The organism is Aquimarina celericrescens (genome assembly GCF_042682765.1).
In the GTDB taxonomy this organism is placed as follows: Bacteria; Bacteroidota; Bacteroidia; order Flavobacteriales; family Flavobacteriaceae; genus Aquimarina; species Aquimarina celericrescens.
Map to the genome: position 1 here is coordinate 602985 of NZ_JBHUHY010000003.1, position 15878 is coordinate 618862.

At 32.0% G+C, this 15878-nt stretch carries 14 protein-coding genes; 10 read left to right on the forward strand and 4 right to left on the reverse strand.

All coding sequences use genetic code 11. The features are described from left to right. Positions 1-23 precede the first annotated feature (23 nt). The 4 genes from ACFSJT_RS06465 to ACFSJT_RS06480 all read left to right on the forward strand — a co-directional run bounded on the left by ACFSJT_RS06465 (position 24) and on the right by ACFSJT_RS06480 (position 5651). Positions 24-3833, forward strand: a complete 3810-nt coding sequence (locus ACFSJT_RS06465; protein WP_378319403.1) for a hypothetical protein — start codon at positions 24-26, stop codon at positions 3831-3833. 111 nt (positions 3834-3944) lie between these two features. Continuing rightward, positions 3945-4499, forward strand: a complete 555-nt coding sequence (locus tag ACFSJT_RS06470) for a hypothetical protein (RefSeq protein WP_378319404.1) — start codon at positions 3945-3947, stop codon at positions 4497-4499. Between the two features lie 40 nt (positions 4500-4539). After that, complete coding sequence (locus ACFSJT_RS06475) at positions 4540-5049, forward strand: hypothetical protein (RefSeq protein WP_378319405.1); 510 nt, start codon at positions 4540-4542, stop codon at positions 5047-5049. Between the two features lie 101 nt (positions 5050-5150). Beyond that, entirely contained in the window at positions 5151-5651 is a 501-nt protein-coding gene (locus tag ACFSJT_RS06480) for a hypothetical protein (RefSeq protein WP_378319406.1), read from the forward strand. A 173-nt stretch (positions 5652-5824) separates the two neighbouring features. On the opposite strand, the gene ACFSJT_RS06485 is transcribed toward ACFSJT_RS06480, so the two are convergent. Then, positions 5825-6121 carry a hypothetical protein gene (locus ACFSJT_RS06485; RefSeq protein ID WP_378319407.1) on the reverse strand — a complete coding sequence of 99 codons (297 nt, stop codon included), beginning with the start codon at positions 6119-6121 and terminating at the stop codon, positions 5825-5827. Positions 6122-6328: 207 nt separating this feature from the next. Here ACFSJT_RS06485 and ACFSJT_RS06490 point away from each other — a divergent pair, with 207 nt between their 5' ends. Together ACFSJT_RS06490 and ACFSJT_RS06495 are read left to right on the forward strand one after the other, a co-directional pair. Beyond that, positions 6329-6916: a hypothetical protein gene (locus ACFSJT_RS06490; protein WP_378319408.1), complete on the forward strand. Its 588-nt coding sequence runs from the start codon at positions 6329-6331 to the stop codon at positions 6914-6916. 432 nt (positions 6917-7348) lie between these two features. Then, entirely contained in the window at positions 7349-8632 is a 1284-nt protein-coding gene (locus ACFSJT_RS06495) for a tyrosine-type recombinase/integrase (protein ID WP_378319409.1), read from the forward strand. A 52-nt stretch (positions 8633-8684) separates the two neighbouring features. Here the strand turns inward: ACFSJT_RS06495 and ACFSJT_RS06500 are convergent, their stop codons facing one another. The 3 genes from ACFSJT_RS06500 to ACFSJT_RS06510 all read right to left on the reverse strand — a co-directional run bounded on the left by ACFSJT_RS06500 (position 8685) and on the right by ACFSJT_RS06510 (position 12275). After that, positions 8685-10319 carry a S8 family peptidase gene (locus ACFSJT_RS06500; protein ID WP_378319410.1) on the reverse strand — a complete coding sequence of 545 codons (1635 nt, stop codon included), beginning with the start codon at positions 10317-10319 and terminating at the stop codon, positions 8685-8687. An 18-nt stretch (positions 10320-10337) separates the two neighbouring features. Then, positions 10338-10481, reverse strand: a complete 144-nt coding sequence (locus ACFSJT_RS06505) for a TIGR04149 family rSAM-modified RiPP (protein WP_378319411.1) — start codon at positions 10479-10481, stop codon at positions 10338-10340. A gap of 144 nt (positions 10482-10625) precedes the next feature. After that, positions 10626-12275, reverse strand: coding sequence for a helix-turn-helix domain-containing protein (locus ACFSJT_RS06510; protein WP_378319412.1), 1650 nt, complete (start codon positions 12273-12275; stop codon positions 10626-10628). A 298-nt stretch (positions 12276-12573) separates the two neighbouring features. On the opposite strand from ACFSJT_RS06510, the gene ACFSJT_RS06515 reads away from it, so the two are divergent. The 4 genes from ACFSJT_RS06515 to ACFSJT_RS06530 all read left to right on the forward strand — a co-directional run bounded on the left by ACFSJT_RS06515 (position 12574) and on the right by ACFSJT_RS06530 (position 15877). Beyond that, on the forward strand, positions 12574-12834 hold the full coding sequence (locus ACFSJT_RS06515; protein WP_378319413.1) for a hypothetical protein: 261 nt from the start codon (positions 12574-12576) through the stop codon (positions 12832-12834). Between the two features lie 210 nt (positions 12835-13044). Further along, a complete protein-coding gene (locus tag ACFSJT_RS06520) occupies positions 13045-13296 on the forward strand; it encodes a hypothetical protein (protein ID WP_378319414.1) in 252 nt (83 codons plus the stop codon). A 152-nt stretch (positions 13297-13448) separates the two neighbouring features. Continuing rightward, entirely contained in the window at positions 13449-14807 is a 1359-nt protein-coding gene (locus ACFSJT_RS06525; protein WP_378319415.1) for a hypothetical protein, read from the forward strand. Then, positions 14804-15877 carry a hypothetical protein gene (locus tag ACFSJT_RS06530; RefSeq protein WP_378319416.1) on the forward strand — a complete coding sequence of 358 codons (1074 nt, stop codon included), beginning with the start codon at positions 14804-14806 and terminating at the stop codon, positions 15875-15877. The genes ACFSJT_RS06525 and ACFSJT_RS06530 overlap by 4 nt, the downstream gene beginning before the upstream one ends. Position 15878: the final 1 nt, after the last annotated feature.

A 15878-nucleotide genomic window follows, 5' to 3' on the forward strand; every position in this document is an offset into this window, starting at 1 on the left:
CAATTATAAAGTAAAATAAAAATATGAAGCTAATTACCTCCACAGACCTTAAACATTGGGCAGACACATTAGAATGCAAAAGCTTACTTCCTCTCTTAATAAGAAAGTTAATACTAGCAGGTATTAAAATTGAAAACATAAAGAAAATAGATTTCCCTTTTGGAGATGACGTTCAGGTTGGAGGCTACGATGGAGATCTTGAAACAGAGGAAGGTAACTTGTATGTTCCAGAAGGTAATTCGGTATGGGAGTTTGGAGTAACTGAAAAGAAAAAGAAAAAGGCTGATGAAGACTATGAAAAAAGGACAAAAGACCCTTTAGGCAAAATTCAAGATGAAACTAGTTATATCAATGTTACATTAAAAAAATATACTAAGAAGTCTCAATGGGCATCTTCAAAAAAAGCAGAGGAAATATGGGCTGATGTTCGCTTTTATGATGCTGTTGATATTGAACATTGGTTAGAACTTGCACCGTCTGTTGAAATCTGGTTGGCCGAACATTTAGGGAAACCTGTTTCAGGTGTTCAATGTGCAGACGAGTATTGGATTCAGTGGTCTACAAAAGGAAATTTGAAGTTTCCAGAAGGACTATTGGTTGATGGTAGAGTTAAGCAAAAGGATAGCCTGGCAGAAGCTTTAATAGAGGATACAGGACTATTGAGATTCGTAAAGTCCAATACTAGTGAAGAATCTCTAGCTTTTATTTTGGCTTCAATACAAAGTTTAGAAGATAATCTTAAAGATAGCCTTCATACTAAAAGTTTAATAGTAGAAAATCAGGATAGTTTTAGGAAGCTTGCTCAAAGTAAGAGTCCACTGATTTTGATACCAAAATTTCTAATTAGTGAAGTTGATATAAATAATGCCGTTACAAAAGGCCACAAGGTTATAGTTCCAGTCAGTAATAGTTACTCTTCAGATAAAGATAATGTCATTAATTTATCAATCGTTAATCAAGAAGTCTTTGTTCAGAATTTAGAGAAAATGGGTATTGATTCAGAACAAGCTAGGTTATTTGCAAAAAATACTGGTAGAGATATTTCCGTTTTAAGGAGGAGCTTGGATTTTTCATCAAAACAGCCTATATGGATGGAAAAAGAGATTATTTCTTCTTTCATATCCTTTCTATTTGTTTCTCGATTTGATGTCAATATAAAAGGCGATAGGGAAATAATTGAAAGGATGACAGGTGACGACTTTGATGGCTATGCGAAATATCTAAAAGGTATTTTACATAAAGAAGGGACACCTGTTTATAATATTGGCTCAAAATGGCGTCTGATATCTCATGCAGATTCTTGGGTTTATCTTGCTAAATATGTAACAGAAAATGACCTTAAGAGTTTTGAGGAAATAGCAAAATTGGTCTTGACGGAAACAAATCCTAAATATGGTCTTGATCCAGAAAAAAGATATATGGCATCTTTTTATAATGCAAGACCTAAATATTCGTATTACTTGAAGAAAGGTATCTGTGAGACATTAGTCGTACTTTCTGTGTTAGCCGAAAACTATGAGTTTTCTGCTTTAAATAAGCCGAAAATGTTTGTAGATCGTATTGTTGGTCACATTTTAAATCTTGCCGACACAAATGCTTTAAGGTCATTAGGGCAAAACCTTTCTTTACTAGCTGAAGCTTCTCCAGAAGTTTTTGTAAATGAGATACTCATTGCAATTGAAGATAAAAGAGTTATGGGGTTTTTTGAAGAGGAAAGAGGTTTGTTAAGCCCCTCTAACGATTTGCCAAACTTATTATGGGCTTTGGAGAGTATTGCTTGGATGCCTGAGCACCTTACAAATGTGGTTAGAATTTTGTGTAAGCTTATTGAACTTCAACCTGAAAAACTACCTACAAGTAATAGTCCATATAATTCTTTAAAAAGTATCTTTCGTATTTGGTTTCCACAAACCAATGCTAACATGAAAGAACGAAAGCAAGTCTTGGAAATCTTAAAGAAAGAATATCCAAATATTGCATTTAAACTTTTCTCAAGCTTAGTTTACAGCAATTCTGATGTAGCTTTTGGAGCACATAAAATGAGATGGAGACTTTTCTCTGAAACCAGAAAAGTGTCTGTTACACATCAAGAGGTATACAATATGCATGATTACTCTGTTGATAGTCTTATAGAACTCACTAATGCTGGAGATTTACCTAAGGCATTAACCTTGATAGACAAATTAGACGACATCAACTGGGGAAAGATTGATAAAGTTTTAGAGTGTTTTGATAAATTCAAGAATGCAAATTCCGAAGATAAAGCACTTATATATCATGCTTTCCGAAACTTAATTGGACGCCACAGAACTTATTCTAAAACAGATTGGGCATTACCAGAAGAGCAACTATTAAAGATGGAAGAAACAGCTTTGCAATTTGAGCCTGATGATTTGATTCTCGCTAAATCGTATTTATTTGAAGACCATCATCCGCAATTTATGAGTGGAATTCCTGAAGAAATAATGGATGATTATAACCAGCGAGATAAAAATCTAGGGGAATTACGAGATGCATTTGTTCTTGAAGTGATAGAAAAATACAATGTCAAAAAAGTAATCGAGTTGGCACATAAAGTTGAGAATCTATATAACTATGGTGCGGCATTAGTTAACTCAAACTTGGACGAAAAGCAGGAATTGGAAATTATAGATTTACTAAAATCAAAAGATGCCAAAGAAAAATGGTTGCTTTCGAGTTATATAGGTTCTAAGGAAAGATTGGTAGGAAGGGAAAACATAATTAAAATGTTTGAAAAAATTCGTAAGTCAGGTACTTATGATGATACAACTCTAACACAAATACTTCTTGCCCTTAAGATTGATTTAGAGTTATTTGAATATGTAGATTCGCTCAAAAATGAGGATATCGAAGAGACTTTTTGGAAGAATGAAAATTGGCACATGTTAAATGATGAGAAATCTGTCGTTTTTGCTGTCGAAAAGTATATGAAGTTTAATAGACCTATTGCTGTGTTAAATACAATAAGTCATTTAAGGGTGAGTAGAAAATTAGAATCCGATTTTCTCATTAAAATACTTGAAGAGCTAGATTTGAGTATTGAAAATGAACCAAAACATGTGAGACTTGACCATCACTTTGTTAGAGATGTATTTGAAGATTTACAAAACAGAGAAGGATTAGACATTGATAGGATGGCGCAAATTGAATATAAATTCTTATTCTTATTCGATAGATTAGGACACGGTATTATCCCGAAGTATTTGTACCAAGCAATAGCCAAGGCACCTTCATTATACATGGACTTTGTAAAGAACCATTTTTTTCCAGACGATGATGACTTACGGGAAAAAGAAATTGCTAAATATGATCCACAAGTAAGAAAGCAATTAGGCGAAAATGCATATTATATTTTATCCAATTTTAATTTAATTCCTGGTTTGCAAGCTGATGGAACAATTATAGCCAAAGAATTAAATACTTGGATAGATGAAGTTCGTAAGCTCGCAATCGAAAATCATAGACCATTGGTTACCGATCGTAAGATTGGTGAATTATTAGCTCGTTATCCTAATCAAGGTAAGCCTTTGTTTTTCCCAGAGGTCATTTGTGATACATTAGAGCGTCTCAATAGCAAAGACGTATATTTTGGGTTTAGAATGCAAGTGTTTAATCGGCAAAGTTTCACTTCTAGACCTGCTGGATCGGGAGGCTTTATTGAAAGAGATCGTGCAGAACATTTTAATTCACTTGCAGATGATATTAAAATTACACATCCTAACGTAGCGGCTGTCTACAGAAATTTGGCTGATGGTTATGAATTTGATGGTAAGAGAATGGATGATGATGCCTTACAGAATAGCCTAAATTAACTTTTATAAATGATTATTTCTTTTTCCTTGGGTCTTAATATTTATTGAATACTGAATTTTTCAAGCAATAATAAATCAGACTTTTTGCCTTTAGGAAAGTTCAATTAAACGATGACAAATACATTTAAGATATTACCAACAAGTGAAATGAAAATAATCAAAAAAATAGAATTGATAACTTCTAATAGTAATGATATGGACATTGTTGCAGGTTTCATAATCTATAAACGTGAGTTGTCTAGCAAGTACAGTTTCACAGAACAAACTAAAAATAGAAATTCCTTGCATCGCCCTTTAAAGTATCTTAAACACGATGAATATCCTAAGGATAATATTGACCAATTAATTTTGGAAACTATTCAAAAAGAATTTCCTAAAGCTAGGTTAAGAAATAACTTATTATTTTCTACATCAGATGTTGAATATTATGATAAATTGATCAAGCGTCCTTACGAAGAAGCCGAATTGATAATAGAGCCTGACTTTTTGGGAATGGAAATCCAAGAACCTGAGAGTAAAATTATAACAAGGTTTTGGAGGAATGTTAATATCTACGTTAATCATTCGAAGGAATCAATAAAAAACATAACATTTAAAGGAAATTGTGATTTTACTAATCGAGAACATATATGTGACCAATTAGAATATAAAATTGAATTTCTTTAAACCAAAGTTCAAATAAACGATAATACAAAATTTGTCCCAAATGGATATTAGTAACTTGAGAAAAACGGCAAGAGAATACCTGTTAGCAAGAAAGAAATTTTTAGATATCGCAGATAAAACAACAGAATTATCTGGTAATGATAACATTGTAGGTAGGATAGGTGAGTTTCTAGCTTATCAATTTTTAAAAAATGAAGGTAGAAATCCAAAAAAGAATAACAATTCTAGCGAAAAAGGATATGATTTAATTTGTGAAGATGAGATGAGAATTTCGGTAAAGACGATTACCTCAGAAAACAAATCAAAACGTACAACTAGAATTAAAGAGCCATGGGATGAAATCATCTTAATTCAAATAAATGAACAAGTCGAGATAGAGCAATTAGGACAATTAAATAAGATCCAATTCGAGCAAGCGCTCTCGGATAATCCCAGCTGGAGCAATGAACCCTATTGTAAACTATCAATGTTGGGAAGAAATGGGTTGATTGGAAAGTATGGTGTCGTTATTTCTGGAATCGAATTGAATGATAAAAATGTCTTTTTATAAACTAAAAGTTCAATAAATTGATCTCTATACAATTATGATATAAATAAAATTTAATTACGTAAAATAATTGCGTAGTTTGAAAACAAATTTGTTGAAAAAACATGAAACTAATTCAAGAAGGCGCTTTTATATCAGAAATAATTTTCCAAGCTGATCTTGCATCACATGCTCATGAGCGTTTAAAAAAATCTGTAGATGCATTTGATCATATTGGAATATGGTCAGCTATTCAATCTATTTTAATTTCGTCAAGTAACATTTCCAAAATTCTGTGGCCAAAAAGTAAATACGCAAAAAGAGGTCAAAAACTTAGGAAACTCCTGAAAATTGATTCTAAATGTGTTTTAAGAAGTAGGAAGTTCAGAAATAAATTTGAGCACTATGATGATTTCATAAGTGATTTTTTTGAAGACAAGAATATTTATGCATATACGGATTTTGTTATGAATCCTTCCTTACAATCATTTGGTTTGGATTGTCATAGAGGATATAACTCTTATAATAACACTCTTGTTATTCGCGGAGAAATTCTAGACTTAAATAGCATAATAGATACTGTAAAAGAAATAAAACTTAAGTGTAAAAGCTTATTTTTAAAATAATATAAAAAAGTTACAGCAACTTATAAGGGATAAAAACATGACTTCCTATAGTTGTCACACTTCTTATCCCAAATGTTAAAAGTTCAATAAAACGATTAATAATCCTTATGAGATTACGAAGAGACACTATCTCTTTCCCGTGAGTTGTATTTCAAAACTTTTAGAGGTCGTTATTATTTAATTTTGAATCTTTCCCAAGCACCCCTATGATAAGTATATTTATACCCTTCGTGTTCAAAAGAGTGATATTTATTAATCAATCCTATAAATATTCTTTTAAGTTCTAGTAGACTTTTTTGCATGGTAAATTCCCCTTCGTGGTTTCTATAGGTGTATTTACCATAACGCAATTCTGCATAACATTGTCCTCGATCTCGGACAATTAGATATTGATCAATGATATAACATCGTTCAATCATTAGTTCTTCAAATGTTCGATCAATGATTACATGTTCTCTTTTATAATTCATTTTTGGAATAAATCCTAAAAATAGGAATAATTCCAATATTTATTACGGTTTTACCGTAAAATATTAATAATGATTTTTAACCTCTTGGATTGTTCTTAAGTCTAAATTTGACCAAGCTTTAAGCTTTATAAATAATACAATTGTTTAGGTGTTTGCACTCAACACTTATTATTTAGATATTTATCGTCAACAAATTCCCACAAATCAATGACAGCTACACTTAACGATAAATACAATTTTGAATTACGCTTTGCTTCAAAAAAAGAAACTAAAACCTTGATAGAATTCCTGGCTGAAAAGAATTTTAGAGACCGCCTTATGAATAAAAAGGAAGTAAATATACGATGGGTTGTTAAAGAAAGGAATGACTTTGTAAAAAAAGAAAGACCAATTATACAAGGTTTAATAGGAGACAAGGTTATGGTGCAGGATTTTAAGAAACACAATGTATCTATTTATGTCTACAACTATATTCAGGAATTCAAAGAAAACAAGATTACATCGATCACTTCGAGAGTGCTTAAAACAACAAAAGGAATGGAAATTCTAAAAGAAGATGATGTCATCTTTGATTTGGAACACATAAAGACTTTCGATTATCATGATAGTGATATGAACAAAGGAAGACCAAGAAAACCTACCAACCAGTCCATACAAAAAACACTGGAGATCAATGAATATTTAAAAGCTAATCCAAATAAAAATATGGATGCCATTTGTCAAGAATTTGGTATCGGAAAAACTACGTATTATAGAGTTAGCAAATGGCTTGAGGCTAGAAGTGCGACTTCATAAATATCCTATTGAAATTATGGTTTATTCAAGTCTATAAATTGGAGAATATATGACATTGTATGCCTAAATAAGACTGAATGAACTTATTTTAACCCATGAAAACCGAGCAAAAACCGAGCAAATTGTAGGCAAAGTCTTTAAAAACAAAAAGAGTTACGAAATTTTACAATCGTAACTCTTTGATTTACAAAGTGGTCCCACTTGGGCTCGAACCAAGGACCCCCTGATTATGAGTAACTTCATAAAAAGATTCATTTGGGTTTATGTAATATGTAATCAACTAATAATCAAATACTTTTATGAATAAAGAACTTATATCGAACTGAATAAAACTGTAATAAACTGAAAAAAGTGGGCAAAAAGTGGGCAAAAAATCTTTGAAGTTATTCAATATAGTTTTACTTTAGACTTGTTACTTCAAACAAGAAATTAATGGCAAAAATCTTCTTCTTTCTGGATACCAGAAATAAAAAATCAGACACTTTTCCGTTGGTACAAAGAGTAAGTCATCAACGAAAAAGAAAAGATATAAAAACACCTTACATAGTCTCACCAAATCTATGGAACGAAAAAGGAAGAAAATTTAAAAGTTCATTTCCTAACTCAGTTCGTGCTAATGCATTCTTGACAGATCGTATGAAAGCCGCAGACGATGTTTTACTAGAGTGCGAATCATTTTTGAAAAGTATGTCTGTAGAGCAATTAGCAAGTTTGATTGAGGATAAGATAGAGGAATATGCCAATGATAAAATTGATAAAAAAGTAAAACACAAAATCAATAATATCACCCGTTTACAGGAATACGGTAAAATCGTAACAAAACGATATCGAGAAGCCAAACGTTTTGGGATGGCAGATGCAATAGAAGATGCTATTAGAATGGTGGTTACTTTTAATGGGGGAGAAGATCCTTTGATTACAGAAATTGATGAGACTTTTCTTGAGAACTTAGAGGCATATTATTTAAACAAAGGAAACTCGCTTAATGGGCTCGGAGTTCGACTACGATCTATTCGAAGGGTTTTTAACTTGGTAATAAAAGATGGTAACACAGAGCTGAAGCAAGAACATTATCCGTTTGGCAAAAATGGCTATTCTATAAAACAACAGCATACCAAAAAAAGAGCTGTTGGACTAGATGTTATAGAAAAAATTAAAGAGTTAGATTATCCAGAAGGGTCTTCTCTATGGCATCATAAAAACTATTTCTTGTTTAACTTCTATATGCGGGGGATGAATTTTATGGATATAGCCTACCTAAAAGTAGGCGCTATAAAAAAGGGAAGACTACAATACAAACGTAGAAAAACCAAAAGAGGAAATAATGTTAGAGAATTTGATATTCTGATTCCAAATGAGATTAATAAAATGCTTAAGTTCTACACCGCTGAAAAATCTAAGGAGGATTTGGTTTTTCCCATTCTTCAGGATGTCATTCATACTGAGTCTGAGGAAAGAATTCACGAGTTATATTCAAGTCGGCTAAGGAATCATAATAGAAGACTTAAAACTATAAGTAAAGAACTGGAGTTGGATACCAAGCTTACTACTTATGTAGCAAGACATACCTTTGCTACTGCAGGAATTCGAAAAGGAGTTTCTAAAGCACAAGTGGGTGATATGTTAGGTCACACAAATTACTATACTACAGAGGCCTATTTTGCGGACTTTGAAAATGCAGTTTTAGATGAAGCTGCGGATAAGATCTTTAACTAAGACAAATTATGTTTAATCAAAAATTTAAAAAGGTCAATACTTGATACAAGTATTAATTTTTAGAAACTTGCTCTGCCATAAGTAAGGCATTATACAGATTCACTACCTTACCAGATTTAGAGAGTTCTGAAAATGGAATTCTAGGACCTTCGGCATTTCCAGGATACCTCACATTAATATGATAAGTGTTTCCTGAATCCAAGATAATATTTTTTACCTGTGTAGCTGTAAGTTCTGGATAGTGCGATCGTATTACCGCAGCAATTCCAGATACTATGGGCGCTGCAAGTGACGTTCCATCTTCCGTTACGTAAGAATTATTAACTGCAGTAGTATATAAATTGGCACCAGGTGCAAAAACATCGACATTTCTTTTACCATAATTAGAAAAATAAGCAGGTAATCTATGATCTAAAAGCCAATTCAGAGCGCCTACATTAATAAAGTTTTGGGAAAATTCTTGATTATTACTATAATCCACAGGGTAATAATCGTATTTGTCAATATTTTTACTATCATTACCAGCCGAATGTACCAATAAAACATCATTTTTGGCAGCATATCGTATAGCATCTATAACCATTTCTTGATTGGGAGAGAAAAATTTACCAAAGCTCATATTAATCACTTTGGCACCGTTGTCCACGGCATATCGTATCGCCAGAGCCACATCCTTGTCATATTCATCGCCTTCAGGTATAGCTCTTACAGTCATTAATTTTACATTATCTGCAATACCATCGATACCAATATTATTATTTCTAGTTGCTCCTATCATTCCTGCGACAGCAGTTCCATGAGTGTCTATTGATTTATCTTCAATAACAATGTTATTGCCATAATTGGTATCATCAAGATCATGAAGATTATCTTTTGAAATTTTCCTATCGTCATAAGCATAATTCAATTTATAATCCTTTATGATATGAACATATTTTTCATAATTGTCAACCGATTCTTGGGTCAAACCATAAGTCAAATATTCATGAAGTTTTTTTACGGCATCACTTAAGTCAGGACTTTTTAAGGTATCAATGCTTTTAAGTTTTTCAAGATTATACTTTTGATCAGGAAAATAATCTTTAAGCTTTACTCTAATATTTTTTAATGAGGCATTTTGTTCGGCGATGTATTCAAGATCTTCATCCAATAAACTTTTTTCTTTTTTATAAAAATTTATAGCTTCAAGAATTAAAGAATCTTTTTCTTGTTTTGATATAACAAGCCCTTTCTTATTCAAATATCCCTTATTGTATAGTATTCTTATAAATTCCCGCCTTGCATAATAAGAACTTTTTCCTTTTGTGTTTCCTAAAAAGTTCCAACCATGTATGTCATCGATGTATCCATTCTGATCATCATCTATATTGTTATCAGGGGTTTCTTTTTCATTAACCCATATTTGATCTTTTAAGTCTTCATGATCAATATCAATACCTCCATCAATTACTGCAACAATAACAGGGACTCCAGTTTTTTTCGATAAAATTTCTTCATACGCTTTTTCTGAGCTTATTCCTTGAATGGTGTCTAAAAAAATATCTTTATGTTGCCATGATTTCAATAAGGTATCATTTGGTTGTTTTTGACAGAGATTCAACAAAATAATCTCTTTAGAAAAATTGTTCATACCCTGTCCAAAACAGGAAACTGAAATTAATAACAACATAAAGGATTTTCTATTCATCTTATCTTTTTTTAGATCTTAGCACAGTTTAGAATTACAAACCTTTAAAGCTTTAGATTCAGGTCTTATATCATGATTTCCGCCACGAATAAAGTTTAATTCGTTAGAATTAAGTTTAGAGATCTTTACTTTTACAAATGGAATCGTTTTTGTTTTCTTCATCTTTTCAATGATTTATGATTTTTTTCGAAAGTAAAACTATTTTGGATAAACTGCCCTAGAATATACTATGATATATTATAAATTCATGAATTTATAGCTCTTTAAAACATTTAAATTATTGATTTTTAATTAAATATTTCTTTTTCATTTTCCAGAACTATTTTCCAACTCTTTTATGAAATAAGAAGGTTTTATTCCTGTTTTTTTGTAAAAAGCTTGAGAAAAAGAAATAGGATTACTAAAACCTACTGTTTCTGAAATAGCTTTTATTGTATACTTTCTGAATTTATGATTTGTTTTTAATCTTTCTATTGTATCTAGAATTCTTAAGTCATTAATGTAATCTGTAAATTTCTTTTGTTGATATTGGTTTATATAAACCGACAAATATTTGGAGTTAGTATCGATGCTTTTTGCTAGTGAACTAATAGAGACATTTTGATTTAAATACCCTTTATTAGATTCAAATTTTTCAAGACCCGATTCTATTGCGCTAATAATATCTTCGGATAAATAGTTTGTCAATACTTGTTTTTCTTTAATGCCCTTGGGATTATTTATGGCAATGCTCTTCTGACTAATTAGTTCTTCAAATTTTCTCTTATAACCTTGACGTTTACGATAGTTGAGTAGTAGCAATGTCGATACAATTATTAGTCCTATAAATAACGAAATGATACTGCCGGATTTAAAAGTGTTTGATTGATGAAGATCTGATATTAATTTTTCTTTTTCCAGGACCAAATTTTTAGTATCAAAATCTTTGATTATTCTTTCGTTTAAATATTTGTGGTTGGTATTCAAAATACTATCCACTTTAATGAGTTTATTTAAAAAAATTAATTGGTTTTCTTTATCCTCATTTGTTCTATAGAAATCTATAAGTATTTTGTAGGTTTCTCGTATTTCGGGAGTTATACCCTTATAATCTTTAAATAATGAATCCACTTTCTTGAATTGAATAATGGCTTCCGATTTTTTATTCTTCTCAAGATAGGATTTACCCAAGTAAGATCTTGTGAAGATCATATTGGATTTGTCATTAAGTTTAATTAATGTAGGGATAGCTTTTTTCAAACTATCAATTGCACTCGTATAATTTTTTTTGAAAAACAAATTTACCCCTTCATTCATTACAAAATAATGATACATGTCTTTGTCGTTATTCGCTAAGGCAATTTTGATTCCTTCTTTATTAATTACTGTTGCTGTATCAAGTATATTTAACTTCATGTAAGTATCTGAAAGAGAAATCATTGGTATTAGTCTGTGATAATATTCCTTTGGATATTCTGAATCCTCGGATAAAACATAATTATAAAATTCTTTAAAAATTTCTAGTGCTTCTTCGTACTTGCCGATTCTGCTTTTTAATGATCCTATATTAAACTTAGTATTATATGCTAGAAAAGGATTATTCTTTTTGGCTAAATTAAACGCAACAAAATAATTATTGAGTGCTTCTTTATAATTTGCATGGTCAAAATAAAAATCTCCTTTATTATAATAAAATACAGCGGGATATTCCTCTGTTGAACGATTTTTTGAATACTCTAGCCCCTTATCTAAAAGAGATAGGGCTACTGAATCCTTAGAAATGACATACAGAAGATAATAACCCTTTGCTACCTCCAAACTATCATTTGCATTGACTCCCTTTTTTATATACGTTTTTGCATATAGTCTTTCGTGAGAATCTAAGGAATCCTGATAGAATTTGTTTTTCAGTTCTTCAAAAGATATTTCCTTTAAAGAATCCGGAATTTTGAAATTGTTTATTTCTTCAATTGTCAAAAAACTACTCTCACTATTTGTTTGAGCAAAAGAGGAAATAAAAATAAAAAGAAATATTACCTGTAAAAATCTTACCATAAAATGCTAATAGGTTTCAAGCAAAATTATTAAAGTTATTCTGAAACAAAACTCTAGTTAACGAAAAGAATTTTAAATAACAACTTGTGGATTAATATTTTATTATAAAAATTTATGTTTAAAATTCATGAATTTATACTGTAATTTCATGAATCTAAATATACTCCATTTGCATCCAGCCTATCTCACCCTATACATTTGATTCAACAAAAAAATCAAAATGGCATATTCTGGGTATGATAAAAAAAGCCAGTTTATAGTGGATACTATCCTGGCATTGCATTTTAAACTAGATCAATTTATGTATGATTTAGTGCATTGCAGCCATTATGAGATTATCATTTATTTATGGATTCAAAACCTTTATCACAAAGGCAAGTCTTGCGAAGAAGCGGTGCAATTAATTTATAGGGCGAGAAATCTTTTTTTGCTCGGCAAGAAGCCAAAATCATGTGCTTCTTTTTATCCAAAGGCTTCTTGAAAACTGTCAATAAGCGAGGAACAAAAAAATAAGGGAATAATTAATATTCAAAATTAGATAAAACAATAAACAGGTTCTTAATACTGATATTGGATTTATATGGCTTAACCCAGATTTGTAAAAAATTACTCTATCAACTATATGCCAAAATTCATAAAGTGTAAGAACCAAAAAGTAAGGGAAAAACTAACCATCAAAAAAATCAGCAAAATGAATATTATCGCCAAACAAATAGAACTTATAAAACGAGTGGATCAGCTAATTCGTTTACAGGCAACAGGTAATCCAACAGAGTTATCCAGTCGTTTAGGAGTGTCAAAAACAAAACTATATCGGGTTATACATTTGATGAGAGACTTTAATGCCCCGATTATATACGATGATACTTTACAAAGTTTTGTATATGCAGAAGAGGTTGGATTTCGATTTGGTTTTTACAATAGGGAGACTTTGAGAGTTTAGAAAGTTGAGTGGTTGAGTATTGTATTCCCTCTTCAAATAGGTAATAAAAAGAGTAAGGTTTTGGAGAGGGTACAATATCAAACCAAAGAAAAATGAATAAAAAAATGTAGAGTTTCAGAAAATGAAACTAGTAGCTATTAATATTGCAAAAAATGAAATTAGCTAGATTACATACTTTTTTAAAATACATCACTCTTTTAGGGGTGATGCCAGTTGTATTTGCACAGTATCCTGTAGTTAATACACCGACCGTACCTCAAACCTATAGTATGCAGGTCGCGACTCCAGGTTTTAATCAAGTCAGAGCTTCTCAAGGTTTTCCTGCATCACAATCGTACAGTACTCAGCAACATCAAAACCAACAACTTATAGATGAGGTAGAACAGCATCAAAAGGAGCAAGAAGAAAAGCAAAAAAGGGCGCAAGTTTTAATTAACGAAGCTGTAAGTCACTTTTCTACACCCTACAATCTTCCTTCCTATTATAACGAAAATGGTGCGGATAGATACCGGAAGGCATTTACAACCTTAAAAGGAATTGAGAATATGACTTTTTCAGTAAAAGAAGCCGTTTTTACCGTCGAGAATGCTTTCTATGAACACGAAACGGATTACACCGAGTTTGACAAAGTGATTCAACAAACCGGAGATTTTATCAAAGAAAAAATGCGAGAGTTTGGTTATGATACCAACAGTAATGTTGCCAAAAACCTGATGTTGTTTCAATTTTTTTCGGATACCCTAAAAACAAAAAGTGGATTAACCCATTTACCTTTGGCCTATGATTTTGAAGATATCTGGGGAAAGAAAGATTGGTCCAAAATGTTTGTCGCCAAACTATTAGAATCTGGTAAAGGGCAATGTCATTCGTTACCCTTGTTATACTTAATGCTTGCCGAAGAGATTGATGCCACCGCACATCTATCCCGATCACCTAACCATACCTATATCAAGTTTCCTGATGATAATGGGATGAAATGGCACAATGTAGAATTGACCAGCCAGATATTGACCACCAATGCCTTGATCCTGCAAAACGGATATATCAAAGCTGAAGCGATACAAAACAAATTGTATATGCATCCGCTGTCGCAACAAGAACTATTGTCGCAAATGTATACTGATCTTGCCATGGGCTACCAAAAAAAGTTTGGACATGATCGGTTTACCAAAGATGCACTACAAAAAGCTTTAGCGTTAGATGCTAATAATATTACGGCATTGCTTACTCAAGCCAATTATTATACTGAAATGGTTGCGCATGTTTTTGGGCAATTAGGAATCACTCAAGAAAACATACAACAAGAATTACCTAAGCATCCGAAAGTCTTGGCCCTATTTCAAAAAATGGTACATCAGCATAAAACCATTGATACCTTAGGTTATAAAAAAATGCCAGATGCCATGTATCAGAAGTGGTTGGCAGCCATGCAAAAGCAAAAAGATAATCAACAACAAAAAGCCATGAAAGAGCAACTACATAAACTTACCAAACCGCTACCAAAACTATGAGAAAGATTATAGGGATACTCTTATTGGTAGGGATTACCGCAACTGCGCAGGATAGAGAAACACTTTACAAAGAAGCATTAGTATCACTTAACGAAATGCTTGCAGACACAACTAAAATCGACTTTAAAAAAGCGGTGATGTTGGTTGAGAATGCTTATTTACATGGTACCCTAGATACCCTTGCCTTTACTGATGAAATAGATCGGTTAACAAAGTTTACCGAGTCAATTTATAAGAATCGCTCTTTACTATATAAAGAACAGGATAGCCTTTTGGTAAAAAAACAGGCGGTTCTGTTTTCGGTATTAAAAGATACGATCCCTTATTACAATGAAACAGGTAAGTATCAACATATCCCTTTTACCTATGATTTTGAAGATATCTGGGGGCGAAAGAATTGGGAAAATATGTTTGTATCCAAACTGCTACAAACCCGAAAAGGGAATTGTCACTCTTTACCCTACTTATATAAAATACTAGCGCAAGAATTAGGCACTAATGCATATTTAGCCTTAGCACCTAACCATGTATATATCAAGAACCAAAATAGAAAAGACGGTTGGTATAATACCGAACTTACTAGCGGACAGTTTCCGAACGATGCCTGGCTAATGGCTTCGGGGTACATCCATCTGGATGCGGTGGTCAATAAATTGTATATGGAAGCACTGAGCGACAAACAAAGTATTGCCATGTGTTTGGTAGATCTGGCCGAAGGGTACAACCGGGCTTTTCCAGCCAATGATGGTGCTTTTCCACAATTGGCATGTGAAATGGCTTTAAAAGCCTATCCGCATTATATCAATGGTAGAATCCTGAGAGCCGAAACCCTTAAAAAAATCCTTGAACAAAAAATACAGCAAGAAGGTGGTGAATTCAATACAAGAATAAGAGAAAATGAAGAATATAAAGAAGCTTTTTTGGCCATGCAACATGAGTATGCAACAATTCACCATGCGGGATATCGAAGGATGCCCGAAGAAATGTATCTAAAATGGCTTAACGCTTTACAAGCTGAGCAAGAAAAATATATAAACAAAGAAATAACCAACAGGAATAAATCAAATTAAA

Coding starts and splice junctions, on each gene's coding strand:
- ACFSJT_RS06485 (WP_378319407.1), bottom strand. CDS start 6,121: ATGAATTATAAAAGAGAACATGTAATCATTGATCGAACATTTGAAGAA.
- ACFSJT_RS06495 (WP_378319409.1), top strand. CDS start 7,349: ATGGCAAAAATCTTCTTCTTTCTGGATACCAGAAATAAAAAATCAGAC.
- ACFSJT_RS06525 (WP_378319415.1), top strand. CDS start 13,449: ATGAAATTAGCTAGATTACATACTTTTTTAAAATACATCACTCTTTTA.
- ACFSJT_RS06490 (WP_378319408.1), top strand. CDS start 6,329: ATGACAGCTACACTTAACGATAAATACAATTTTGAATTACGCTTTGCT.
- ACFSJT_RS06480 (WP_378319406.1), top strand. CDS start 5,151: ATGAAACTAATTCAAGAAGGCGCTTTTATATCAGAAATAATTTTCCAA.
- ACFSJT_RS06475 (WP_378319405.1), top strand. CDS start 4,540: ATGGATATTAGTAACTTGAGAAAAACGGCAAGAGAATACCTGTTAGCA.
- ACFSJT_RS06470 (WP_378319404.1), top strand. CDS start 3,945: ATGACAAATACATTTAAGATATTACCAACAAGTGAAATGAAAATAATC.
- ACFSJT_RS06500 (WP_378319410.1), bottom strand. CDS start 10,319: ATGAATAGAAAATCCTTTATGTTGTTATTAATTTCAGTTTCCTGTTTT.
- ACFSJT_RS06520 (WP_378319414.1), top strand. CDS start 13,045: ATGAATATTATCGCCAAACAAATAGAACTTATAAAACGAGTGGATCAG.
- ACFSJT_RS06505 (WP_378319411.1), bottom strand. CDS start 10,481: ATGAAGAAAACAAAAACGATTCCATTTGTAAAAGTAAAGATCTCTAAA.
- ACFSJT_RS06465 (WP_378319403.1), top strand. CDS start 24: ATGAAGCTAATTACCTCCACAGACCTTAAACATTGGGCAGACACATTA.
- ACFSJT_RS06530 (WP_378319416.1), top strand. CDS start 14,804: ATGAGAAAGATTATAGGGATACTCTTATTGGTAGGGATTACCGCAACT.
- ACFSJT_RS06515 (WP_378319413.1), top strand. CDS start 12,574: ATGGCATATTCTGGGTATGATAAAAAAAGCCAGTTTATAGTGGATACT.